This is a genomic window from Microbacterium sp. ZOR0019 (assembly GCF_000800925.1).
In the GTDB taxonomy this organism is placed as follows: Bacteria; Actinomycetota; Actinomycetes; order Actinomycetales; family Microbacteriaceae; genus Microbacterium; species Microbacterium aurugineum.
In genome coordinates this window covers 1-21,552 of record NZ_JRKC01000040.1, presented here as the reverse complement: position 1 = coordinate 21,552, position 21,552 = coordinate 1, and the positions used below count along the sequence as shown (strand labels likewise).

21 protein-coding genes are annotated in these 21,552 nt (G+C 68.1%); 11 read left to right on the top strand and 10 right to left on the bottom strand.

The window, feature by feature from the left end:
- From L978_RS09125 to nusA, 3 genes are all read right to left on the bottom strand, one after another.
- Nucleotides 1-296 (bottom strand): translation initiation factor IF-2 N-terminal domain-containing protein (locus tag L978_RS09125; protein ID WP_047522605.1); only part of this gene is annotated, 296 nt, incomplete at its 3' end.
- A gap of 94 nt (nt 297-390) precedes the next feature.
- Nucleotides 391-645 (bottom strand): YlxR family protein, encoded by a 255-nt coding sequence (locus tag L978_RS18555; RefSeq protein ID WP_081996981.1) that lies wholly within the window; start codon nt 643-645, stop codon nt 391-393.
- A 62-nt stretch (nt 646-707) separates the two neighbouring features.
- Nucleotides 708-1,691: a transcription termination factor NusA gene (nusA, locus tag L978_RS09120; protein ID WP_047522603.1), complete on the bottom strand. Its 984-nt coding sequence runs from the start codon at nt 1,689-1,691 to the stop codon at nt 708-710.
- A gap of 118 nt (nt 1,692-1,809) precedes the next feature.
- Between nusA and L978_RS09115 the strand changes: the two genes are divergently transcribed.
- Nucleotides 1,810-3,165 carry a flavin monoamine oxidase family protein gene (locus tag L978_RS09115; RefSeq protein WP_047522601.1) on the top strand — a complete coding sequence of 452 codons (1,356 nt, stop codon included), beginning with the start codon at nt 1,810-1,812 and terminating at the stop codon, nt 3,163-3,165.
- On the opposite strand, the gene L978_RS09110 is transcribed toward L978_RS09115, so the two are convergent.
- On the bottom strand, nt 3,134-4,174 hold the full coding sequence (locus L978_RS09110; RefSeq protein ID WP_047522595.1) for a TIGR00730 family Rossman fold protein: 1,041 nt from the start codon (nt 4,172-4,174) through the stop codon (nt 3,134-3,136). The two genes, L978_RS09115 and L978_RS09110, sit on opposite strands and share 32 nt — an antisense overlap.
- 53 nt (nt 4,175-4,227) lie before the next feature.
- A complete protein-coding gene (locus L978_RS09105; RefSeq protein ID WP_047522593.1) occupies nt 4,228-5,385 on the bottom strand; it encodes a DmpA family aminopeptidase in 1,158 nt (385 codons plus the stop codon).
- Nucleotides 5,386-5,542: 157 nt separating this feature from the next.
- Here L978_RS09105 and L978_RS09100 point away from each other — a divergent pair, with 157 nt between their 5' ends.
- Nucleotides 5,543-7,003 (top strand): APC family permease, encoded by a 1,461-nt coding sequence (locus L978_RS09100; RefSeq protein ID WP_047522591.1) that lies wholly within the window; start codon nt 5,543-5,545, stop codon nt 7,001-7,003.
- Nucleotides 7,004-7,024: 21 nt separating this feature from the next.
- Nucleotides 7,025-7,624: a TetR/AcrR family transcriptional regulator gene (locus L978_RS09095; RefSeq protein WP_047522589.1), complete on the top strand. Its 600-nt coding sequence runs from the start codon at nt 7,025-7,027 to the stop codon at nt 7,622-7,624.
- 83 nt (nt 7,625-7,707) lie between these two features.
- Here L978_RS09095 and L978_RS09090 read toward each other — a convergent pair whose 3' ends face one another.
- Nucleotides 7,708-9,465, bottom strand: a complete 1,758-nt coding sequence (locus tag L978_RS09090) for a proline--tRNA ligase (RefSeq protein ID WP_047522587.1) — start codon at nt 9,463-9,465, stop codon at nt 7,708-7,710.
- Nucleotides 9,466-9,502: 37 nt separating this feature from the next.
- Complete coding sequence (locus tag L978_RS09085) at nt 9,503-10,273, bottom strand: isocitrate lyase/PEP mutase family protein (RefSeq protein ID WP_047522617.1); 771 nt, start codon at nt 10,271-10,273, stop codon at nt 9,503-9,505.
- A gap of 85 nt (nt 10,274-10,358) precedes the next feature.
- On the opposite strand from L978_RS09085, the gene L978_RS09080 reads away from it, so the two are divergent.
- The 4 genes from L978_RS09080 to L978_RS18350 all read left to right on the top strand — a co-directional run bounded on the left by L978_RS09080 (nt 10,359) and on the right by L978_RS18350 (nt 13,847).
- On the top strand, nt 10,359-11,774 hold the full coding sequence (locus tag L978_RS09080; protein ID WP_047522585.1) for an RNB domain-containing ribonuclease: 1,416 nt from the start codon (nt 10,359-10,361) through the stop codon (nt 11,772-11,774).
- A 71-nt stretch (nt 11,775-11,845) separates the two neighbouring features.
- Complete coding sequence (locus L978_RS09075; protein WP_156118263.1) at nt 11,846-12,751, top strand: hypothetical protein; 906 nt, start codon at nt 11,846-11,848, stop codon at nt 12,749-12,751.
- A complete protein-coding gene (locus L978_RS09070) occupies nt 12,748-13,098 on the top strand; it encodes a GntR family transcriptional regulator (protein ID WP_047522581.1) in 351 nt (116 codons plus the stop codon). The genes L978_RS09075 and L978_RS09070 overlap by 4 nt, the downstream gene beginning before the upstream one ends.
- 56 nt (nt 13,099-13,154) lie before the next feature.
- Nucleotides 13,155-13,847 (top strand): hypothetical protein, encoded by a 693-nt coding sequence (locus tag L978_RS18350; protein WP_052193475.1) that lies wholly within the window; start codon nt 13,155-13,157, stop codon nt 13,845-13,847.
- 2 nt (nt 13,848-13,849) lie between these two features.
- Here the strand turns inward: L978_RS18350 and L978_RS09060 are convergent, their stop codons facing one another.
- Complete coding sequence (locus L978_RS09060; protein WP_047522579.1) at nt 13,850-14,716, bottom strand: hypothetical protein; 867 nt, start codon at nt 14,714-14,716, stop codon at nt 13,850-13,852.
- A gap of 188 nt (nt 14,717-14,904) precedes the next feature.
- Complete coding sequence (gene ispG, locus L978_RS09055) at nt 14,905-16,035, bottom strand: flavodoxin-dependent (E)-4-hydroxy-3-methylbut-2-enyl-diphosphate synthase (protein WP_047522577.1); 1,131 nt, start codon at nt 16,033-16,035, stop codon at nt 14,905-14,907.
- 81 nt (nt 16,036-16,116) lie between these two features.
- On the opposite strand from ispG, the gene L978_RS09050 reads away from it, so the two are divergent.
- Entirely contained in the window at nt 16,117-16,743 is a 627-nt protein-coding gene (locus L978_RS09050; RefSeq protein ID WP_081996980.1) for a pyroglutamyl-peptidase I family protein, read from the top strand.
- Between the two features lie 171 nt (nt 16,744-16,914).
- Nucleotides 16,915-18,798 (top strand): chorismate-binding protein, encoded by a 1,884-nt coding sequence (locus L978_RS09045; RefSeq protein ID WP_047522575.1) that lies wholly within the window; start codon nt 16,915-16,917, stop codon nt 18,796-18,798.
- Between the two features lie 81 nt (nt 18,799-18,879).
- On the opposite strand, the gene L978_RS09040 is transcribed toward L978_RS09045, so the two are convergent.
- On the bottom strand, nt 18,880-20,193 hold the full coding sequence (locus tag L978_RS09040; RefSeq protein WP_047522573.1) for a M50 family metallopeptidase: 1,314 nt from the start codon (nt 20,191-20,193) through the stop codon (nt 18,880-18,882).
- Nucleotides 20,194-20,258: 65 nt separating this feature from the next.
- On the opposite strand from L978_RS09040, the gene L978_RS09035 reads away from it, so the two are divergent.
- Nucleotides 20,259-20,843 carry a hypothetical protein gene (locus tag L978_RS09035; RefSeq protein WP_047522608.1) on the top strand — a complete coding sequence of 195 codons (585 nt, stop codon included), beginning with the start codon at nt 20,259-20,261 and terminating at the stop codon, nt 20,841-20,843.
- Nucleotides 20,844-20,953: 110 nt separating this feature from the next.
- Nucleotides 20,954-21,552 (top strand): YcnI family copper-binding membrane protein (locus L978_RS09030; RefSeq protein ID WP_047522572.1); only part of this gene is annotated, 599 nt, incomplete at its 3' end.

Below are 21,552 nucleotides of genomic sequence, written 5' to 3'. Positions count from 1 at the left end.
GCAGGCTTGGGACCGGGCTTGGGACCCGGGGTCGGTGCCGGCTTGGCACCGGGCTTGGCGCCGGGCTTGGCGGCGGGCTTCGCCGCAGCGGGCTTCGCGGCGGGAGCGGCGTCAGCCGCAGCCTTGAGCGAACCGTCGGCCTCGATCGCCGCACGCAGCTTGCGCGCCACCGGCGGTTCGATGGTCGAAGACGGGCTCTTCACGAACTCGCCGAGTTCCTTGAGCTTTGCAAGTGCGACCTTGCTGTCGACGCCGAGTTCGGCGGCGATCTCATGTACGCGTGGTTTACCAGCCACAATTCTCCTGTCTGAGTCGGTCCACCCAGACAGGGCAGACCACTAGTCGCGGACGGGTCTCATTTCGAGCCGTTCACTTTGTTTCCATAGCTGTTCAGCCTTTGTTTCTTGGTGGATGCTGTTCGAAGTTCCGCGTGTCCAGCTGAGTGGTCACGCGCAGTGCTCGTCCGAATGCGCGGCGCCGCAGAGCGGCATCCATGCATTCGCGTGTCGGATGGACCCACGCGCCTCGCCCCGGCAGGACAGCACTCTCATCGACGATGAGGGTGTCGTTCTGGGACACCACCCTGAGGAGGGCGGAGCGGGGAGCACGCGTGCGACAACCGACGCACGTTCGTACGGGTTCCATCTTACACCTGCGTTTCGCCCCGCCCTGCCCGTACGCGGGGCGAGCCGGGAGTCCGGAGCCGTTCAGTCGAGGATGCTGTCCGGCTGGATGTCGATCTTCGCACCCGTGAGCTTGGCGGCCAGACGCGCGTTCTGACCCTCCTTGCCGATCGCGAGCGACAGCTGATAGTCGGGGACCAGCGCACGGACGGCCTTGGTTCCCGCGTCGAGCACGAACGAGCTCGTGACCTTCGCCGGCGAGAGCGCATGGGCGACGAAGACCGGAAGGTCGGCGTCGTAGTCGACGATGTCGATCTTCTCCCCCGCGAGCTCCTCGGTGACCGCGCGTACGCGCCGTCCGAGTTCACCGATGCACGCCCCCTTGGCGTTGATCGACGGATCATTCGCCTTCACCGCGATCTTGGTGCGGTGTCCGGCTTCACGGGCCAGAGCCACGATCTCGACGAGACCGGCCGCGATCTCCGGAACCTCGAGGGCGAAGAGCTTGCGCACGAGTCCTGGATGCGTGCGCGAGACCGTGATCTGCGGACCCTTGAGCCCCTTGGCGACGCTCGTGACGTACACACGCAGGCGCGACCCGTGCGTGTACTCCTCGCCCGGCACCTGCTCCTCGGGTGGCAGGATGGCTTCGACGGCGCCGAGATCGATGTGGATCATGCGCGGGTTCGGACCCTGCTGCACCACGCCGGCGACGATGTCGCCTTCCTTGTCCTTGAAGTCACCGAGCACCACGTCGTCGGCGATGTCCCGCAGACGCTGGCTGATGACCTGCTTCGCCGCGAAGGCCGCGATGCGTCCGAAGTCGTCGGGGGTGGCGTCTTCCTCGCCGATGACGGCGCCTTCCTCATCCCGGACGACCTGGAGGACGGCGACGTGCCCGGTCTTGCGGTCCAGGTCGACGCGGACGCCCTCGGGGGTCACACCGTCCTCGGACACGTGCTTGGAGTATGCGGTCAGGATCGCCTGCTCGATGATCGCGACGAGTTCGTCGAAGGGGATCGCCTTCTCCTTCTCGATCCCTCGCAGAAGACTCAGTTCGATGTCCATGACGGCCTCTCTATTCAGCTCTCGTCGCGCCTGTTCGCACGCGCGACATCCGTACCACGATACCCTGTGCCGACCGGCCCCTGCCACGGCGGCAGCGGACCGGCCCGAGGAGGACCACGTGAGCGCATTCGACACCATCGTCATCGGTGCAGGCATGTCGGGGCTGACGAGCGCCCGCATGCTCGCAGACGCCGGCCAGCGCGTCGTCGTCCTCGAAGCACGGGATCGCATCGGCGGACGGATGCACACCGATCGGAGCGCGGGGTTCCCCGTCGACCTCGGCGCGTCATGGATCCACGGGATCGACGGCTCTCCCCTGTGGGACCTCGTCCAGGCCCTCGGTGTCCCGACCATCGAGTACACGGTGGGCAGCTTCCAGGTCGGCGGGCGACCGATGGAGAACTTCGACGGCGAGGGGCGGGCGATGGATGACACCGCCACCGCCCGGTGGATCGCGGATGTCGATGAGGCCGATCACCTGCTCGTCGAGGAGATCGCGGCATCCTCCTCGGGTGACACCTACCTCGACGTCACCGAGCGGGCCCTCGATCGTTCCGGGTTCTCGCCCGAGCGCATCGACGAGATCCGTGAGTTCTTCCGTCACCGGGTGGAGGAGCAATGCGGCGCCTGGATCGGCGACCTGGATGCGCACGGCCTCGACGAGGATGCCATCGAGGGCGACGAGGTGATCTTCCCGCGCGGGTACGACGAACTCCCCCGGCGCATCGGTGCCGGGCTCGATGTCCGCACCGAGACGCCGGTCTCACGCGTGACCCGCTCGACGGACGGCGTCGTCGTGCAGGCAGGCGACACCGAGTACACCGCTGACCGCGTGATCGTGACCGTGCCACTCGGCGTGCTGAAGGCGGGAACGATCGAGTTCGAACCGGCGTTGCCTGACGCGGTCGCGGGCCCGATCGACCGGCTCGGCATGGGGGTCTTCAACAAGATCTTCCTGCAGTTCCCCGCACGTTTCTGGAACGACGAGAGCTACGTCATCCGTGCTCTGGGCGAGGCCGGGGAGCACTGGCACTCCTGGTACGACGTCTCCGCCGTCAGCGGACTGCCCACGCTGCTGACCTTCGCGGCCGGCCCCTTCGGGCGGCACATGCAGGAGCTGCCGGACGAGGAGGTGGTCGCTGACGTCCTGCGCGCCCTCCGAAGCCTGTACGGCGACGCGGTCGGCGAACCTCGCGCCCACTGGATCACGCACTGGGGGCCGGATGCGTTCTCGAACGGCTCCTACTCGCACCTCGCGGTCGGATCGACGCATCGCGACCACGATGCCCTGGCCGGTCCGGTGGATGACGTGCTGCATTTCGCGGGCGAGGCCACCTGGGGCGACGAACCCGCGACGGTCGGCGCCGCCTTCTACTCCGGGCACCGAGCGGCGGAACGGATCCTCGGCCGCACCGTCGACCTCGGCGAGTTCGCCGCCGGCATCACCGCGCGGGAGCAGAAGGAAGGGCGTTGATCGCCCCGATCAACCGGAACAGGTTTCCGACCTGGCGTTGATCCAAGTGGAGCGCCAGTCGCGGCAGTTCGAGTCGGTCGTCGTCGGCGACCTCGGGCTGCCGTGGATTCGTCCTCTCGATACGCCCCGAAGCCAGCATCGTGGCGAACTGCTCGTTGAGTGCTTCGATCTCGGCATCCGTCGGCTCTTCCCGCAGGCGCAGGATCAGCGCGTCGCCGACCCACCGCAGCGAGTCGTAGTTGTGCCAGAAGCCGGTGATCTCCGCGCGCGCCTCCTCCACGGAGTCGGTGATCACGACACGGTCGAAGTCCCCCTCCGAGATGACGCCGGTCGGAGCGAGGTGGTCGTCGATGAAGCTGCGCAGCCCCTGCCAGAACGTCCCGCCCGGCTGATCGAGGAGCACGATGGGCGTGGGCTCCGCCTTGCCGGTCTGCTGGAGGGTGAGCAGCTCGAACATCTCGTCGAGGGTGCCGAAACCGCCGGGGAGGCAGATGAATCCCAGCGACTCCTTGATGAGCATCAGCTTGCGCGTGAAGAAGTACTTCATCGCGACCACGTGATCCTGACCGGCGACGAAGCCGTTCGGCTTCTCCTCGAAGGGCAGTCGGATCGACACACCGAGCGAGAGCGCGGGCCCCGCCCCTTCGGACGCTGCCTGCATGATCCCGGGACCTGCGCCGGTGACGACCATCCATCCATCACCGGCCAGTGCCGCGGCGACATCGCGGGCGGTCAGGTACAGCGGATCATCCTGCCTGGTGCGCGCCGAACCGAAGACGGTGACCTTGGGCACGCCGCGGAACGGGGCGAACAGTCGGAAGGCGTCGCGCATCTCCGCCAGTGCCGCGGAGGCGATCTTCAGGTCGAGTCGGTCGGCACCGTCCTCACCCAGCAGGATCGCGGTCCGCAGCATCCGCATCACCAATCGTCGATCGGCGTGCACGCCCGCGTCGTCGAGGACGGTGTTGATCTCGGCACTGAGCGCTTCCGGCAGAGGTTCGTCGTTCATGCCCCCAGCGTGTCATGCGGAGATGCGAGCGTGCCCGTATGCCACACCGCTGGTCAAAGACCGTTCATCTGGGAGACCGCCGCGCGGACCTCCGCATGCGGAAGCGCGTGACTCACGTGCCCATCCCGACCCGTCATGTCCTGTGCCGCCACCAGTGCGTTCCACACGGCCTCATCGACCGCCTGAACCGCCGCGGTGAGGAACGGATCGATCCGCCCCCACGGGATCATCCGCAGCGTCTCGTACTCGGCGTCCGCCCTGTCGGGGAACACGGAAGTCAATGCGCCTTCGTTCGCTGTGGAGAACGCGAGCACGATGTCCCCCGAGAAGTGGCTCCCCGCTGTACCGCTGCGTCCCAGGCCGAGCACACCACGGCGAGCCAAGGCGGCGCACTGGCCGGGAAGCAGCGGCGCATCGGTGGCGATGACGACGATCGCCGACCCCGCCCCTCCTGGAGCACGCCGATTCCTCTCCCGCGAGAGCCAGTCCCCCTCCTCCAGGGGATTCGGCGTCGACGAGCGCAGGCCGAGAGCGATCCCGCCGAGGCGGAGCTCCTCCCGGGAGCCGAAGTTCGCTTGGATGAGGACGCCGACGGTGTACTCATCGCCGCCGTACGCCACGACCCTGGACGCCGTACCCGTGCCGCCTTTGAATCCGTAGCAGTTCATTCCGGTACCGCCGCCGACGTTCCCTTCCTCCGGAGCATCGGGCGATGCCGCTTCCAGCGCTGCTCGGGCATCGGCCGGGCTGACGTGGCCACCGTTGATGTCATTGAGGTAGCCGTCCCACGTCTCCCCGACCACGGGGAGCATCCACTGTGCGGCGACGTGCGGGGCGTTCTCGGCGACCCAGGCGGCGATGCCGGCATGCACGGCTCCGACCGCGTGCGAACTCGTGATCCCGATCGGCATCGTGAGTGAACCGGACTCCTCGATCCACGATCGCCCGGTGAGTTCACCGTTGCCGTTGAAGGAATGCACCGCGGCAGCGCATGGCACACCGACCCCCGATCGCCCTCGAGGCAGGATCGCCGTGACGCCTGTACGAACGGCTCCGCGGCCTTCGCCTGCGATCAGCGTCCGGTAGCCGACGGCCACCCCCGGGACGTCCGTGATGGCCCCCGCGAGCCCCGACCGCCCCTCGAAGGGGACGCCCAGGTCACGAGCCCTGGTGGGACCGGTCGACGATTCCGATTGCGACGATGCACTCATCCGCTCCTCCGATTCAAAATGAACGTATGTTCAGAGATTAGATCACATTCCTCGAATTTGCTTGACTTAACCGAAGGCTACCTCTTTACTCAATGTTCAGGTCAAGCCTCGACCGCGACGTGCCCGCCACTCAACCGCGAAGATTCCGGAGCCACAGATGTCTCAGTCGAATCCCTCTTCCGTCCCCACGACGACGACAACGCTCGCACAACGCCGGCTCGGCGTCTGGGCCATCGTCTTCTTCGTCGTCTCAGCGGCCGCCCCCCTCACCGTCGTCGCGAGCGCGGCAGCCACCGACTTCCGCCTGGCGGGGATCGGCGGCCCCGGTGCGATGCTCGCCAGCGGCGTCGTGCTGATGCTCTTCGCCGTCGGGTTCACCGCGATGTCCCGGTACGTGCGGAACACCGGGGCGTTCTACGTCTACGGAGCGCGGGGACTCGGAAAGCCGATCGGCATCGGGATCGTGTTCGTCACGATCTTCTCGTACACGGCCCTCTGCATCTGCTTCTACGGATTCGTCGGCTTCTTCGGCGAGATGACCTTCGCCGCCCTCTTCGGCATCGACCTCCCCTGGACGGTCTACGCCGTGCTGGCCCTGGTCATCGTCGGCATCCTCGGCTACCGCAAGATCGATGTCGGCGCGAGGGTTCTCGGAGTACTCCTCACCGCAGAGGTCGCCATCCTCCTCGTCCTCGCCGTCGCCGTCCTGGCACAGGGAGGGCCGGAGCCGGTGTCCTTCGCCTCCTTCGCGCCGGAGAACGTCTTCTTCGCTGCCGGCAGCGGCGCGCTCTTCGTCTTCGGGTTCGGTGCCTATCTCGGCTTCGAGAGCACGGCGATCTACACCGAGGAGGCGAAGGATCCCGCACGCACGGTCCCGATGGCGACCTATATCTCGATCGCATTCCTCGGAGTGTTCTACGCCTTCACCTTCTGGGTGCTCACCGTGGCGTTCGGCGTGGAGGGTGTCCTGAAACTCGCGATGCAGGACGACTTCCAAGACATGGTGTTCCACGCCGGTGACGCCTACCTCGGCGAATGGGCTTCCGTGACGATGCGCGTCCTCATCGTGACCAGCTTCTTCGCGTGTCTCCTCGCCTTCCACAACGCGAGCTCGCGCTACCTCTTCTCCCTCGGCCGCGAGCGTCTGCTGCCGTCCTGGCTCGCGCAGACCCAGCCTTCGACGCAGGCGCCGCACCATGCCAGCCTCGTGATCTCGATCGTCTCTCTCGTCGCCACCGTCGCGACGATCGTCAGTGGCGCGGACCCTTTTCTCGGCTTCGCGCTGCCCGTGTACTCGATCGGCGTCGCCGGCCTCGTGTTCGCCCAGGCGGTCGCCGCGATCGCCGTCGTCGGCTTCTTCCTCCGTGGGCGCCGCGGACACAGCGTCTGGCGGGTGCTGGTGGCCCCGGCTCTCGGTGCGCTCGGTCTGCTCGTCGGGTTCACGCTCATCGCGATGAACTTCGATCTCGTGACCGGACTCACCGGGCCGATCAATCTCGTACTCCTCGCCCCCACGCCCATCCTGTTCCTGGCCGGAGCGATCGTGGGGCTCGTCCTGAGGAAGCGACGCCCTCAGCACTATGCTGAACTCACCACGCTCGTTCCCGACGACGAGTAGCGCCAGGCACGAGGAGGACACGTGGCCGAACAGCGCAAGCATGCCGCCCGACGTGCGGAGCTGATCTCCGCGACCAGACGTGTCGCGGGTCGCAGCGGCATCCGGGGCACGAATGTCCGGGCGGTGGCCGCCGAGGCATCGGTGAGCACCGGGAGCGTCCTGTACTACTTCCCGAGCTTCGACGAACTCATGTACGCGACCGTCGAGGGTGTGCTCGAGGAAATGTACGAGAAGCGTCGCACCATCGCCGAGCGCGAGACGGACCCTGCGAGACGGCTGGTGTCCCTGATCGTCGCCGGCGTTCCAGACGAGATCAGCGACCATCTGCGGATGGCCTATGAGAGCATCCCGCTCCTGCGCGAACAGCCCGAGTACCGCCCGCTGCACCGCTCGATCGTGACGCGTCAGGTGGATCTCTACCGCTCGACGATCGAGATCGGGGCCGCGCTCGGCGTGTTCCGACCGACCGCAGACCTCACCGTCATCTCACAGAACATCGTCGCTCTCGAGGACGCCTACGACCTCTACCCACTGATCGGGTTGGAATCGGGCGCGGAGACCTACCGCGAGAACATCCTCTCCTACGCGCGCACAGCACTCGACTGCGCTCTGGAGCGCTGAGGCCGAGCCTGCGGACGCCGCTTTCGCCCGACTCCCCCGCAATCCGACGCCGACGCCGACGCCGAGGCCGAGGCCGTGCTGACTCAGCGGTGAGCGAGACGCTCGACGACCTCGTCGACCGAGATGGCGTCGCGGGCACCGGTCGCACGGTCCCACAGCTCGACCTGCCCCTCGGCCGCGCCGCGTCCGACGATCACGATCTTCGGCACGCCGACGAGCTCGGCGTCGCCGAACTTCACTCCCGGCGACACCTTGGGGCGGTCGTCGTAGAGCACGTCGAACCCGGCGGTCTCGAGCTGAGCGGAGAGGCCCTCAGCGACGTCGAACGCGACCTGGTCACGACCGGCTGCGACGACCTGCACGTCGAACGGTGCGATCGAGGCCGGCCAGATGAGACCCTTGTCGTCGTTGTTGAGCTCGGCGATGATCGCCAGGATGCGGGTCACACCGATTCCGTAGGAGCCCATCGTGACGGTGACGAGCTTGCCGTTCTCGTTCAGCACCTTCAGGCCCAGCGCCTCGGCGTACTTGCGGCCGAGCTGGAACACATGACCGATCTCCATGCCGCGCGCGAGCTCGACGGGGCCGGATCCGTCGGGAGCCGGGTCTCCGGCACGCACGTTCGCGATCTCGACGATGCCGTCGGCGGCGAAGTCTCGTCCGGCCACGACGGAGTGGGCGTGCTTCTGGTCGATGTTCGCCCCGGTGATCCAGGTCGTCCCCTCGCTCACACGCGGGTCGACGAGGTAGCGGATGCCGGTCGCGGACTGCTCGCCCAACACGGCGCCGGTGGGTGACCACGGGCCGATGTAGCCCCGCACGAGCAGCGGGTTCTTCTCGAAGTCGTCGGCCGTGGCGGTCTCGACCTCAGCGGGAGCGAACGCCACCTCCGCACGCTTCTCGTCGACGTCGCGGTCGCCGGGGATGCCCACGACGACCAGCTCACGGGTCCCGTCGAGATGCGTGAGAGCCAGAACCACGTTCTTGAGGGTGTCCGCCGCCGTGTAGTCGCCGTCGAGCTCGCGGTTGCTGTGCGACACCAGCGTCTCGATGGTCGGGGTGTCGGGTGAGTCGAAGATGACCGGCTCTGCGTCCGGGTCGAATTCGATCGCTTCGGGCACCGCGGTCGTGAACGCCTCGACGTTGGCGGCGTATCCGCCCGCGCTGCGCACGAACGTGTCCTCTCCGACCGGCGTCGGGTGCAGGAACTCCTCACTTCGGGAGCCCCCCATCGCGCCGGCATCCGCCTGAACGATGGCGTACTCGAGACCGAGGCGCTGGAAGATCCGCTCGTAAGCATCACGCTGCGCCTGGTAGCTGACGTCCAGACCCTCGTCGGAGGAATCGAACGAGTAGGCGTCCTTCATCGTGAACTCGCGGCCACGGAGCAGGCCGGCCCGCGGACGCGCCTCGTCACGGTACTTGTCCTGGATCTGGTAGATCGTGAGCGGGAGGTCCTTGTACGACGAGTACAGGTCCTTCACGAGCAGCGTGAACGCCTCCTCGTGGGTCGGCGCGAGGAGATAGTCGCCCCCCTTGCGATCCTGGAGTCGGAAGAGCAGGTCGCCGTACTCCTCCCAGCGACCGGTCGCCTCATACGCCTCACGCGGCATCAGTGCGGGGAAATGGACTTCCTGCGCACCGGCCGCGGCCATCTCCTCGCGCACCACGGACTCGATCTTCGCCTTGACGCGCAGACCGAGTGGCAGCCACGCGAAGATCCCGGCGGCCTGCGGCCGGATGTACCCGGCCCGGATCAGCAGCCGGTGGCTGGCGACCTCTGCGCCTGCAGGGTCTTCGCGGAGCGTGCGGAGGAAGAAATTCGAAAGACGAGTGACCACGGAGCAAGTCTAGTGAGCCGTGGTCACTCGTCTCGCGTCAGTTGAGCGCGGGGAGGTTCGCGGGGACGACCCCACCGGCGTAAAGGTCGGCCGCGAGTTCCTGCAGAGCGGTGAGAGCGACCCGCTGCGGAAGAGGACCGTAGGAGATGCGAGCGACGCCGAGCTTCTCGTACTCCGAGGCGGCGAGCGCTCCCGGAAGACCGATGACGCTGACCTTGCGCTCACCGATGCCCTCGACGAGCTGACGGGTGACGTTCATGTCGAGGATGCCGGGGACGAAGACCGCCGTCGCACCGGCGTCGAGGTAGGCACGACCGCGCTGGATGGCATCGGCGACGCTCTCCTTCACGGAACGCCCACCGGCACGGACGAAGGCGTCGGTGCGCGCGTTGAGGGCGAAGGGCACTCCTTCGCCCTCTGCCGCCTTGACGATCGCCTCGACGGCGGCGACGGACTCGTCGAGCGGCTTGAGCCGATCCTCGACGTTCGCACCGACGACACCGGCGGCGATGGCGAGACGCGCGGTCTCCCCCGCGTCCCCGTAGCCGTCATCGAGGTCGGCGGTGACGGGAACCTGCACAGCGGCAGCGATCCGCCCGACCATGTCGATCATCACCTCTCGCGGCGTGGCTCCGTCCTCGTAGCCGAACGAGGCGGCGATGCCGTGCCCCGCGGTGGCGAGCGCCTTCGTCTCCGGGAGCGCGGCGACGGCCTTCGCGGAGACGACGTCCCACACATTCACGACGCGGAGGATCTCCGGAGCGTCATAGAGTCCGACAAGAGTCTGGGCCTTGGCTGCAGTGGTCATGTAACCACGGTAACGCGACCCGCGGACGGTCGGGCCGGCTCCAGCGGATCCGGCATCGATGAGGGAGCCCGCATAGTGTGGAGCCATGCCGCAGCGCCGATCGCATGTGTCCTCCTCCGCCACTCGGAGCGAGCTCGCGTCCGCCCTGGCCGCGCTCCGGGAGTCTTCGGAGGCGCCGCTCGAATTCCCGCCCGGGGCGCTCGCCGAAGCAGAGACCAGCACCGCGACCGCCCCGGAGCTCGACCTCCGGGACGTACCGTTCGCGACGCTGGATCCGGCGGGTTCCCGCGACCTCGACCAGGCGTTCCACCTGGCTCGTGCGGGCACCGGCTACACGGTGCGCTATGCGATCGCCGACGTTCCGGGATTCGTCGTGCCGGGCGGAGCGGTGGACACCGAGGCCCGACGCCGCGGACAGACGCTGTACGCGGCGGACGGGTCGATCCCGCTGCATCCTCGAGCACTGAGCGAGGATCGCGCCTCGCTGCTCGCGAACGTCGACCGCCCTGCGCTGGTCTGGACCTTCGACCTCGACGAGGCGGCCTCGGTGCAGGACTTCCGCCTCGAACGCGCACTCATCCGCTCTCGTGCCCAGCTCGAGTACATGACCACGCAGCAGGCGTTGGACCGTGGCGACGACGGACCCGCGGCTCTGCTGCCGGAGATCGGAGCGCGGCGCCTCGAACAGGAACGGTCACGAGGCGGGGCGAGTCTCAACCTCCCCGATGAGGAGGTCGTCCAGGGTGCGGACGGCGCGTATTCGATCGAACGCCGCAGCCCTCTCCCCGTCGAGGAGTGGAACGCTCAACTGTCCCTCATGACGGGGATGGCGGCGGCGTCACTCATGCTCGACGCCGGGATCGGTGTCCTCCGCACCATGCCGGAACCCGACGACGCGGCCTTCACCACGTTCCGTCACCAGACGGTGGCCCTCGGGCGACCGTGGACGTCAGGAACCTACGGGGAGTACCTGCGCCGGCTGGATCGCGCCGACCCCGTCACCCTCCCGGTGCTCGAAGCCGCAGCATCGCTTTTTCGCGGCGCAGGCTATGTCGTCTTCGACGGAGCGCCCCCGACGGACACGGTGCAGGCCGCGATCGGCGCTCCCTACGCGCACGCGACCGCTCCCCTGCGCCGACTCGTCGACCGCTGGAGCCTCGTCATCTGCCTTGCGGCATCGAGTGGCGCTCCGGTACCGGAGTGGGCCCGCGCGTCGCTTCCCGAGCTCCCCGCTCTCATGCAGGAGTCCGGTCAGCGCGCGTCGCGGCTGAACTCGACGACGATCAACACCGTCGAAGCCGCGCTGCTCGTTCCGTTGATCGGCACGACGATCGAGGCGACGGTCATCGAGTTGCGCGGTGAGCGCGCGAGCGTGCAGATCGCCGACCCCGCGGTGACGGCGACAGCGCCCGTTCCCGCGGACGTGAAGCCGGGAGACATCGTGCGCCTGCAGGTCGTCAACGCGGACATCGCCGCGGCCGAGGTCGAGTTCGCCGTCTGAACGAGCCTTGAAGTGTGTCATCACACTGGTACATAATGTATCAGCGTGATGACACACTGACGGAGGCGACGATGATCCTTTTCCTGCTTCTCATCTGGGGGCCCAGCGTGCTCGGCGCAGTGATCGCGCTCGCCCTCCGGCTGACTCTCCTGCGCGTAACCCCACGGCTCCCGACCAGAGACGCGGTGTTCACCGCGATCGCGGGTGGAGTGCCGGTGATCGTGTTCCTCGCTCCCCTCGCCGGCGATTTCGGCTTCGGCCCGCAGCTCTGGTGGGACCTCGGGAGCCGGACGGCACTTCCGCTGATACTGGGTATCGTCAGCGTGATCCTGCTCTGCCTCCCCTCACGGTCGACGCAGATGGACGCCTCGGCACAGCTCGTCCCGCGTACGGTCCGGACGTTCCTCCGCCCGAGACAGCCCATCCTCCTCGGGATCCTGGCCGCCGTCGCCGTCATTCTCGCTCTTGCCGCCGGGGCCGCGTCGGAGACGGATGAGCGGGGGCAGTACACGCAGTTCTCGATCAACCTGGGAACGTCGGGAACCACGTCGGCCTCCACCGGGATCTACGGCTGGCACTACTCGCTGCCGGCACTGGCACTGCTCGGCCTACTCCTCCTCACCACCGCGATCGGCTGGCTCCTGATCCCGCGTCCGGCGTGGAGCCACGACATCGAGCGGGACACCGCGAACCGGCGCCTACGGGCCGCCAACATCGCGCGGATCGCGTGCGGGGCCGTCTTGCTGCACCTCGCCGTCGTATTCAATTCGCTCCGCGGCACCGCGTCGATAATGCTGTCTGTGCAGGCGGGTCCCCTCGGCATGGTCTCCCTCGGCACCCCGTTCGCCGCGATGGAGCCCGCACTGTTCGTGGCGTGGGCCCTCTCGACCACGGCGGGAATCGCGCTCTGGCTGCTCACCGCCCTCAGCGGTGTACCGATGGGCGCGCGGACACCGAGTCGGGTGCGCACGTCATGATCATCACGATCCGCCGTGATACCGGAGAGTCGCCTGCAGAACAGGTCCACGATCAGATCCGGGGGTTGATCACGACCGGTCGGCTCCTGGCCGGTGACCGCCTTCCGTCCGTGCGTCAACTCGCCTCGGACCTGTCGATCGCCCCCGGAACCGTGGCGAAGGCGTATCGCCTGCTCGAGGAAGACGGGCTCGCGACCTCGCGCATCGGCTCCGGCACGCGGGTGAGCGATACGGCCAGCCCCGTCGCGGGCGGCATCGCCGACGCCGCCCACGCGCTCGCCGCCGTCGCCCGGGCGGAGGGCCTCACGCTCGCAGACACGCAGCGGGTCCTCCGCGCGATCTGGTGACCGCTCGCCGAGGCGAGGCCGCGAGGAGCGAACGACATCGGGGATACTCTGACGGCATGGATCATGCCGAACGCGCCGAGCGGTTCATCGCCGGACCCTACCCCCGCGCGCGGATCGCGATCGTCGCCGGGAGCACAGCACGTAAGGAGCGCACGGCAACCAGCGACACCGATCTCCTCCTCATCGGCGATCCGCTCTTCGACGACCCGACGCAGTCGAGCGAGGCGGCCACCCACGAGTTCGAAGGAGAGATCTTCGAGGTGTTCGCCTACACTCCGGACGGCTTCGCCGAGTGGGCGGATCGCGGGCTCGACAACCACCGCCCCGTCATCGTCCACATGCTCATGGAAGGAGTGCCGATCCGGGATGACGGGTCGCTGGATGAGTTCCGTGCGCACTGGAGCAGACTCCTGGCCGCGGGGCCGACACTCACCGCTGAAGAGTCCGCCTTCCGTCGTTACGTGATCACCGACCTCCTCGATGACCTCCACGACGCGGAGGATCCCCTGGAACAACGGGTCGTGGCGAACCTGCTGTTCGAACGCATCGCAGAATTGATGCTCCTGTCCGAGGGCCACTGGGTCGCGACGGGGAAATGGCTTCCCCGTCGACTGCGTTCCCTGAGCCCCGAGCGGGCCGACCTCCTGGGCAACCCGCTGCTCGCCGGAGACATCGCGCGCTTCGCCGCACAGGTCGAGATCGAACTGCGGCAAGCGGGTGGCCGCGTTCAGGCGGGATTCGTCCGCTGAGGTCAGACCGCCGGGGTCGCGGTCGTGGTCATCACCAGGAGCTGCGGGTCGCTCAGATCGAGCTCGACCACAATCGCGGAGAACTCCGTGAGACTGTCGACATGGGTGCCGCCGCAGAGGATCGCCGCGTGGCCCTGCGGCAGGTCGCAGTGCCACCGCCGGCGGTCGACGATCGTGGGCCCCTCCGTCCGGATGAAGCTGGCTGCGCCCGACGCCACCCACGCGGCGAGCCGGCTGTTGATCTGCTCCTCACGATCGGCGAGTGTCGCGGCGAAGGTCTCGGTGTCGAATCCAGCTCTGCGCAAGCTCTTGCCGAGACGGTACTCGTCGACGGCGCCGTTCTCGTGGATACGGCTGGACTGGTTCGCGCGGCCTTCGAAGTCGGGATTCCCGAGCGCATCCGTTCCCGGGTCCTTCCGCCACAGGTCGGAGACGGCGAGGTCGAGCGCGAGGGAGGCCAGGTGGCAGGCCGTGTGACCACGACTGAGTCCGGCTCTGCGCGTCTCGTCGACGGAAAGGCGGACGCGGGTGCCCTCCGCCAGCCCGTCGGGCACCTCGGCATCGATGCGGTGCCCGACCAGCCACGTCCACCCCTCCGCGCCACGCTTGACGGGGATGTCGCTGCCCACGGCGAAGGCGCCCTCCGCGGAGGCAGCGGCCATCACGGCCTCCGCGACCGGGAGAACCCGCCCGCCCGACGTGATCGTTCCGCTGTCGCCCGGCTGATCCGGCCAGGTGTGGTCGACGGGGTGGAAAGGAGTCGCGTCGACCACGACCACCGTTCCGTGCGAGCCCTGCTCGATGCGGGTGACGACGCCGTCACCGTCTACAGCGCCTTCGGCGAAGGTCACGATGGTGGGCGTCGACATGGATCTCCTCGGATTCGACGGTGCTGCCGGAGTGCGGTCGGCGGCCTGTGGCGGCGGGGTCAGTGCGACGGCGGGATGGTGAAGCTGGCCAGCTTGTCGCCCTCGATCACGAAGATCCCGATCGCATCGACCATCGCCTGAACGGGGGCGGGAAGAGCGGCTTCGGACATGTTCGTGCTCCTCGGGACTCAGGCGGTGACGACCTGTGCGGTGCCGAGGGGCGCTTCCGGGCCCATCTCGGCGGCGATCCGGGTGGCCTCTTCGATCAGGGTCGCGACGATCTCCGCCTCCGGCACGGTCTTGATGACCTCGCCCTTGACGAAGATCTGCCCCTTGCCGTTGCCCGATGCCACGCCGAGGTCGGCCTCACGGGCCTCGCCCGGACCGTTGACGACACAGCCCATGACGGCGACGCGCAACGGCACCGTCATGTCCTTGAGCCCCTCGGTGACATTCTCGGCGAGTGTGTAGACGTCGACCTGAGCGCGTCCGCACGACGGGCACGAGACGATCTCGAGCTTGCGTTCACGGAGGTTGAGCGACTGCAGGATCTGGTGCCCGACCTTCACCTCTTCCGCCGGCGGCGCCGAGAGAGAGACGCGAATGGTGTCGCCGATCCCCTCGCCGAGCAGGATGCCGAATGCCGTGGCGCTCTTGATCGTGCCCTGGAACGCCGGCCCCGCCTCGGTCACCCCGAGGTGCAAGGGCCAGTCGCCGCGCTCGGCGAGCTGACGGTAGGCCTTGACCATGACGATGGGATCGTTGTGCTTGACGGAGATCTTGAAGTCGTGGAAGTCGTGCTCCTCGAACAGCGACGCCTCCCAGACGGCGCTCTCGACCAGAGCCTCGGCCGTCGCCTTGCCGTACTTGGTGAGGATGCGACGGTCCAACGATCCGGCATTGACGCCGATGCGCAGCGAGACGCCGGCGGCCTTGGCTGCCTCGGCGATCTTGCCGACGTTGCCGTCGAACTCCCGGATGTTGCCGGGATTGACACGGACGGCCCCGCACCCCGCATCGATGGCCGTGTAGATGTAGCGCGGCTGGAAGTGGATGTCGGCGATCACGGGGATCTGGCTCTTCATCGCGATGATCTTGAGCGCGTCGGCATCGTCCTGATGCGGCACGGCGACGCGCACGATCTCGCAACCGGACGCCGTGAGCTCGGCGATCTGCTGAAGGGTCCCGTTGATGTCGGTGGTCTTCGTGGTCGTCATCGACTGCACACTGACGGGAGCATCGCCGCCCACGAGCACCTTGCCCACTTTGATCTGCCGCGACTTCCGGCGCGGGGCGAGGACTTCGGGGATCTTCGGCATTCCGAGGTTCACTGCTGGCACCCCACCAGCCTACGCCGCCCGGATGCGAGAGGGCTGGACGGACGCACCTACGCTGGTCGCATGGCGGTCATCCTCCTCACCGGTTTCGAGCCCTTCGACGGCGCCGCCCGCAACCCCTCGGCGGACGCCGTCCGCGCGGTGGCGGCAGACTACGACGGCCCGCACGATCTCGTCATCGCGACGCTGCCCGTCGCCTTCGACGCCTCGGCGCTCCGCCTTCGCGACCTGATCGCGACGCACTCCCCCGATGCCGTGATCGCCACCGGGCTCGCCGGAGGCAGCCAGCGGATCGCCGTCGAACGCATCGGCGTGAACCTGATCGACGCACGGATCCGCGACAACGACGGCGCGCAGCCGTTCGATGCTCCGAGCGAGATCGGCGGCCCCGCCGCTCGTTTCGCCAGCCTCCCGACCAAGCGTCTGTTCCAGGTGCTGACCGAGGAGGGGTTGCCTGCGCACCTCTCGCTGTCGGCGGGGACCTATGTCTGCAATCACGTGCTCTACACAGCCCTCGGCGCTGTTCGGGCGGACGCGCGAGCCGGATTCGTGCATCTGCCCTGGTCCACCAGCACCGCACCGGTCGGTGCAGCGCACCTCGCCGACAAGGATCTCGCACGCGCCGTTCGCCTCGTCGTCGATCACGCCCTCGATGCCGAGGTGACCCAGCCGGGCGGCAGTCTCTGGTGAGGCCCTGCCGCTCAGACGGGCACGGGCGATGTGGTAGTTTCAGGCCCATGCTCGCGAACTTCACCTGGTGGCCCGCCTTCTAGGCGGTGTGTTCGCGTTCCCACGAATCCAGACCGCCTCCGGGGCGGTCTTTTCGTTGCGCCGAGCCGGAGCACTGCACAGGAGACATCGATGACCCTCTCACGACTCGCCGAGCTCAGCGCCGACCCGACGGCATCCTTCGTGCTGATCGCCCGCGACGGTGCCGACACCGTCGAGCTGCTCAGCGGCGACGTGGTCGATGTCGACCTGCTCGCCGACATCCCGCTCATGCTCGACGGCACCCCGCGCGAGATCTTCGCCCTGGTCCCCTACCGTCAGGTGCGCGAGCGTGGTTTCGTCGCACAGGACGACGGCGCACCGCTGCGGTGCGTGATCGTCGACGAGCACCTCCACCTTCCGACTCCTGCTCTCCTCGAGCAGCTCCCGAACACCCCGGTGCCTCTCCGCGACGACGGCTTCGACATCGCGGACGACGAGTATGCGGCCATCGTGGAGAAGGTCATCGCAGACGAGATCGGGCGCGGCGAAGGCGCGAACTTCGTGATCCGCCGCGACTTCACCGCGAACATCGATGTCGACGACCGCACCGCGGCGCTCACCTGGTTCCGCGCCCTGCTCACGCATGAGCGCGGCGCGTACTGGACGTTCGCCGTCTTCACGCCGGGGCACATCGCCGTCGGCGCGAGCCCGGAAGCACACGTCGTCGCGCGTGAGGGCGTCGTCACGATGAACCCGATCTCCGGAACCTTCCGCCACCCCGCAGGGGGCGCGACCAAGGACACGCTGATCGATTTCCTCGCCTCCACCAAGGAGACCGAGGAGCTGTTCATGGTCGTGGACGAGGAGCTCAAGATGATGAGCGCGGTCTGCTCCGACGGCGGGCGCATCACCGGCCCGCACCTCAAGGAGATGTCGCGGCTCACGCACACCGAGTACATGCTTCGCGGACGCAGTGCCCTCGACCCGCGCGACATCCTGCGGGAGACGATGTTCGCACCGACCGTCACCGGCTCACCCATGCAGAACGCCTGCGCTGTGATCCGCCGTCATGAGCGCCAGCCGCGAGGCTACTACTCCGGCGTGGCCGCACTGTTCACCCCGAACGCGGACGGTGGACATGACCTGGATGCCCCCATCCTCATCCGCACCGTGTACCTCCAGGACGGCACGCTGCGCGTTCCCGTCGGTGCGACGCTGGTCCGCCACTCCGATCCTCTGGGCGAGGTGTCGGAGACGCACGGCAAGGCGGCCGGCGTGCTCGGCGCGATCGGTGCGATCGATCGCGATCGTGTGGCGGAGGCCCGGAGCGATGCCGATGCGCCGGGTGGGGAACGCGCCCTCGCCGACGACCCGGCGATCGCCGCACTGCTGTCTTCGCGCAACGCACGCCTGGCTGAATTCTGGCTCAACCCGCAGGGCGAGGACTTCACCGGACCGTTCGCGGGGCACACGGCTGTCGTCGTGGACGCCGAGGATCGTTTCACGACGATGCTCGCCCACCAATTGCGACACCTCGGTCTCGCCGTGACGATCGCGCCGTGGGACGAGATGACGGACGCCGACATCGACGCCGCGGACCTCGTCGTCGCCGGCCCCGGCCCCGGCGACCCGCGGGACGCCACGAGCGCTCGCATCTCGCGGATGCGCGAGATCGTGGGACGCCGCCTCGAGGCCGAAGCTCCGCTGCTCGCGGTCTGCCTCAGCCATCAGATCCTCGCCGACCGGCTGGGTATCGCGCTGACGCCGCTCGCTGCGCCGCACCAAGGCCTGCAGAAGGCGGTCCCGGTGTTCGGAGAGGACGCATCGATCGGCTTCTACAACACGTTCACGGCGCGAGTGGCACCGGGGACGACGACCGTCGCATCGGCCGAGGTGTCCGCAGACGACGCGTCGGGCGACGTGTACGCCCTGCGCGGCGCACACTTCGCCTCGGTGCAGGGACATCTCGAATCGATCCTGTCGCGCGACGGCATCCACACCCTCGAACGCCTCGTCTCCCACGCCCTCAGCTGAGCGGACGCCCAGTCGGATTCCGATGCGGTCGCCGCTCGAACCGGCTGCGACTCAGCACCGCCGTCGACGATCATCTCGGTGTCAACCGAGAAGATTCACCGGATTGAAGAGATCGGCGATCAGGAGCAGTGCGCCCATCGCGATCAGCAGGACCGCGACCACCACGGTCAGCGGCACCAGCTTGGTCGCGTCGACCGGTGCAGGAGGGGGCCGCCGGAAGAGCTTCGCCCAGGCCCGCTTGATCCCATCCCACAAGGCGACCACGATGTGCCCTCCGTCGAGCGGGAGCAACGGGATCAGGTTGAACACGAACAGGGCGACGTTGAGCGAACCGAACAGTCCGAGCAGGATCGCGAAGCGATTGAGGACGGGGGCATCCGTCGCCGCGACCTCACCCGCCAGGCGCCCGACACCGACCACGCTCAGGGGGCCGTTCGGATCCCGCTCACCCCCGGTCACCAGGGAGACGCCGATGTCCCAGAGACGCACGGGGAGCGTGACGAGCAACGAGCCGACCCTGGCGACGTTCTCGGCCGCCATCTGCGGTCCCGCACTCAGCGGCTGCTGCACGTATCCCATCTGCGATCCCATGCCGACATAGCCGACCTCCTTGACGACGGGATCACCGGCGTCGTCCAAGATGGGCTGGCCCGAGGCATCCGTGATCGTGCGCTCGGCGGCCACCGGGGTGATGCTCAGGCTCTGCTCGGTGCCGTCTCGCAGGACCACCAGGTCGAGCGTCTCACCGGGCGCCGCCTGCACGATCGCCGTCGCCTCCGCGAAGTCCGACACCGGCTGGCCGTCGACGGAGACGAGCACGTCCCCCGGCTTGATCCCGGCTTCCGCAGCGGGCGACTTCGGGTCGTCCGCGGTGCACTCGGTCTGGGTGGATCCTGCGGGGACGACGCACTCGGTGACCGAAGCGATCGTCGTCGTGCCCTGTTGGACGCCGATACCGGAGACCAGCACCGTGAAGATGACGGTCGCCAGGATCAGGTTCATCAGCGGGCCGCCGAACATCACGATGACACGCTTCCACACGGGCAGACGGTAGAAGACTCGGTCCTCTGCGCCTTCCGCGATGGTCTCGTCGTTGGCGGAGCGCGCGTCCTGGATCAGTGACCGGAACACACCGGATGCGGGACCGGTGCTCTTCGACGGCGGGTACATCCCGGACATCGAGATGAAGCCACCGAGCGGCAGCGCCTTGAACCCGTACTCGGTCTCCCCGATCCGCTTCGACCACAGACGCGGCCCGAAGCCGATCATGTACTGGCCGACGCGCACGCCGAAGAGCTTCGCGGGGACGAGATGGCCGACCTCATGCAGGCCGATCGACAGGCCGAGGCCGATCAGCATGAAGAGGATGCCGCCCAGATAGAGCAGGAATTCCACGTGCCAACGCTACTGCCCCGAGCTAGGAATCCGCCCGGCACGCTCGTCCCGACTAGGCTGTGAGCGTGAATGCCCGGCAGCTGCGACTCGTACGCGCCGCCGCCGTCTCCTCCATCGCGACGCTGCTCGCCGGTGTCTCCCACACGCTCGGCGGAGGTTCCGCCCCTCATCCGCTGCTGATCCTCGCAGTCGCCACACTCGTCACGCCGCTTTCCGCACTGCTCATCGGTGCCCGCCCCTCGCGTGGCCGGGTCGCGGTCACCGTCCTTCTCGCGCAGGCGGCCTTCCACGTGCTGTTCCAGGTGCTGGGCTCCCCGGTCGCGACATCATCCCCCGGCGGGCTCGGCCACACGCACCACCTCGATCTCGCGCTGCTCGCCTCCACACCGTCCGCATCGGCCGCCGGTGCCCCCATGCTCGTCGCCCATGTCGTCGCCGCCATCCTCACCATGCTCCTGATCTGGCACGGCGAAGCGGTCGTGCGAGCGGTGGCCCGTTGGGTCGAGGCCCTTCTCCGGCGTTCCGTCACGACCACCCCGACCTACCACCGCAGGCCGCACGGACTGCGTTCCCTCGATCTTCCTGTCCTCGAAGTCGCTTTCGCGGCCGCCGTGACGCGACGGGGTCCACCCGCGCTCATCCGCGACTGATCCGCACCGATCGGTTGCACGGAGTCCGCTGCTCGTTCCCGAGCGGCCTCACCCTTTCGCGGATTCGCGCCGTCCGGCGCGCCCGCACATCGAGCACCAGGAGATACACCATGTCCCGCAACACCCCCTCTCGCACGCGCCGCACCGTCCTCGCCACCACCGGCTTGCTCAGCGGTGCGCTCCTCGCCCTCGCGGTTCCCGCCATGGCGAGCGCCCATGTGGGCGTCAGCCCCGATGAACTCGTCGCCGGAGACCACGGCGTCCTGACCTTCTCCTTCTCGCACGGCTGCGAGAATTCGCCGACCACCGCCCTGCGCATCACGATGCCCGAGGGTCTCGCCTCCGTCGCGCCGACGATGGACGGCGACTGGAACATCGAGGTGGAGCGTGGGGACGACGGCCTCGTCAGCGCGGTGACCTACACCGCTGTCACACCGGTGCCGAACGACCTCCGCGGTGCGGTGAGCATGTCGGTCGGGCTCGACGAGAGCACCCCCGACACTCTGGCGTTCCCCGTCGTGCAGGAGTGCGTCGAGGGGTCGACCGAGTGGACGCAGCTCGCCGAGAACGGGGAGGACCCGCACAGTCTCGACGCACCGGCGCCGGTCGTGTCCGTCACGGAGGCCGCAACCTCGGGTCACGGTGACCACGAGGCTGCCGATGACCACGAGGCTGCCGATGACCACGAGGCTGCCGATGACCACGAGGC

Bases quoted from the DNA above. Each gene is read 5' to 3' on its own strand.
- L978_RS09105 (WP_047522593.1), bottom strand. From the start codon at position 5,385: ATGAGTGCATCGTCGCAATCGGAATCGTCGACCGGTCCCACCAGGGCT.
- L978_RS09070 (WP_047522581.1), top strand. From the start codon at position 12,748: ATGATCATCACGATCCGCCGTGATACCGGAGAGTCGCCTGCAGAACAG.
- L978_RS09100 (WP_047522591.1), top strand. From the start codon at position 5,543: ATGTCTCAGTCGAATCCCTCTTCCGTCCCCACGACGACGACAACGCTC.
- L978_RS18555 (WP_081996981.1), bottom strand. From the start codon at position 645: ATGGAACCCGTACGAACGTGCGTCGGTTGTCGCACGCGTGCTCCCCGC.
- L978_RS18350 (WP_052193475.1), top strand. From the start codon at position 13,155: ATGGATCATGCCGAACGCGCCGAGCGGTTCATCGCCGGACCCTACCCC.
- L978_RS09045 (WP_047522575.1), top strand. From the start codon at position 16,915: ATGACCCTCTCACGACTCGCCGAGCTCAGCGCCGACCCGACGGCATCC.
- nusA (WP_047522603.1), bottom strand. From the start codon at position 1,691: ATGGACATCGAACTGAGTCTTCTGCGAGGGATCGAGAAGGAGAAGGCG.
- L978_RS09060 (WP_047522579.1), bottom strand. From the start codon at position 14,716: ATGTCGACGCCCACCATCGTGACCTTCGCCGAAGGCGCTGTAGACGGT.
- L978_RS09080 (WP_047522585.1), top strand. From the start codon at position 10,359: ATGCCGCAGCGCCGATCGCATGTGTCCTCCTCCGCCACTCGGAGCGAG.
- ispG (WP_047522577.1), bottom strand. From the start codon at position 16,035: ATGCCGAAGATCCCCGAAGTCCTCGCCCCGCGCCGGAAGTCGCGGCAG.
- L978_RS09110 (WP_047522595.1), bottom strand. From the start codon at position 4,174: ATGAACGACGAACCTCTGCCGGAAGCGCTCAGTGCCGAGATCAACACC.
- L978_RS09050 (WP_081996980.1), top strand. From the start codon at position 16,117: ATGGCGGTCATCCTCCTCACCGGTTTCGAGCCCTTCGACGGCGCCGCC.
- L978_RS09085 (WP_047522617.1), bottom strand. From the start codon at position 10,273: ATGACCACTGCAGCCAAGGCCCAGACTCTTGTCGGACTCTATGACGCT.
- L978_RS09075 (WP_156118263.1), top strand. From the start codon at position 11,846: ATGATCCTTTTCCTGCTTCTCATCTGGGGGCCCAGCGTGCTCGGCGCA.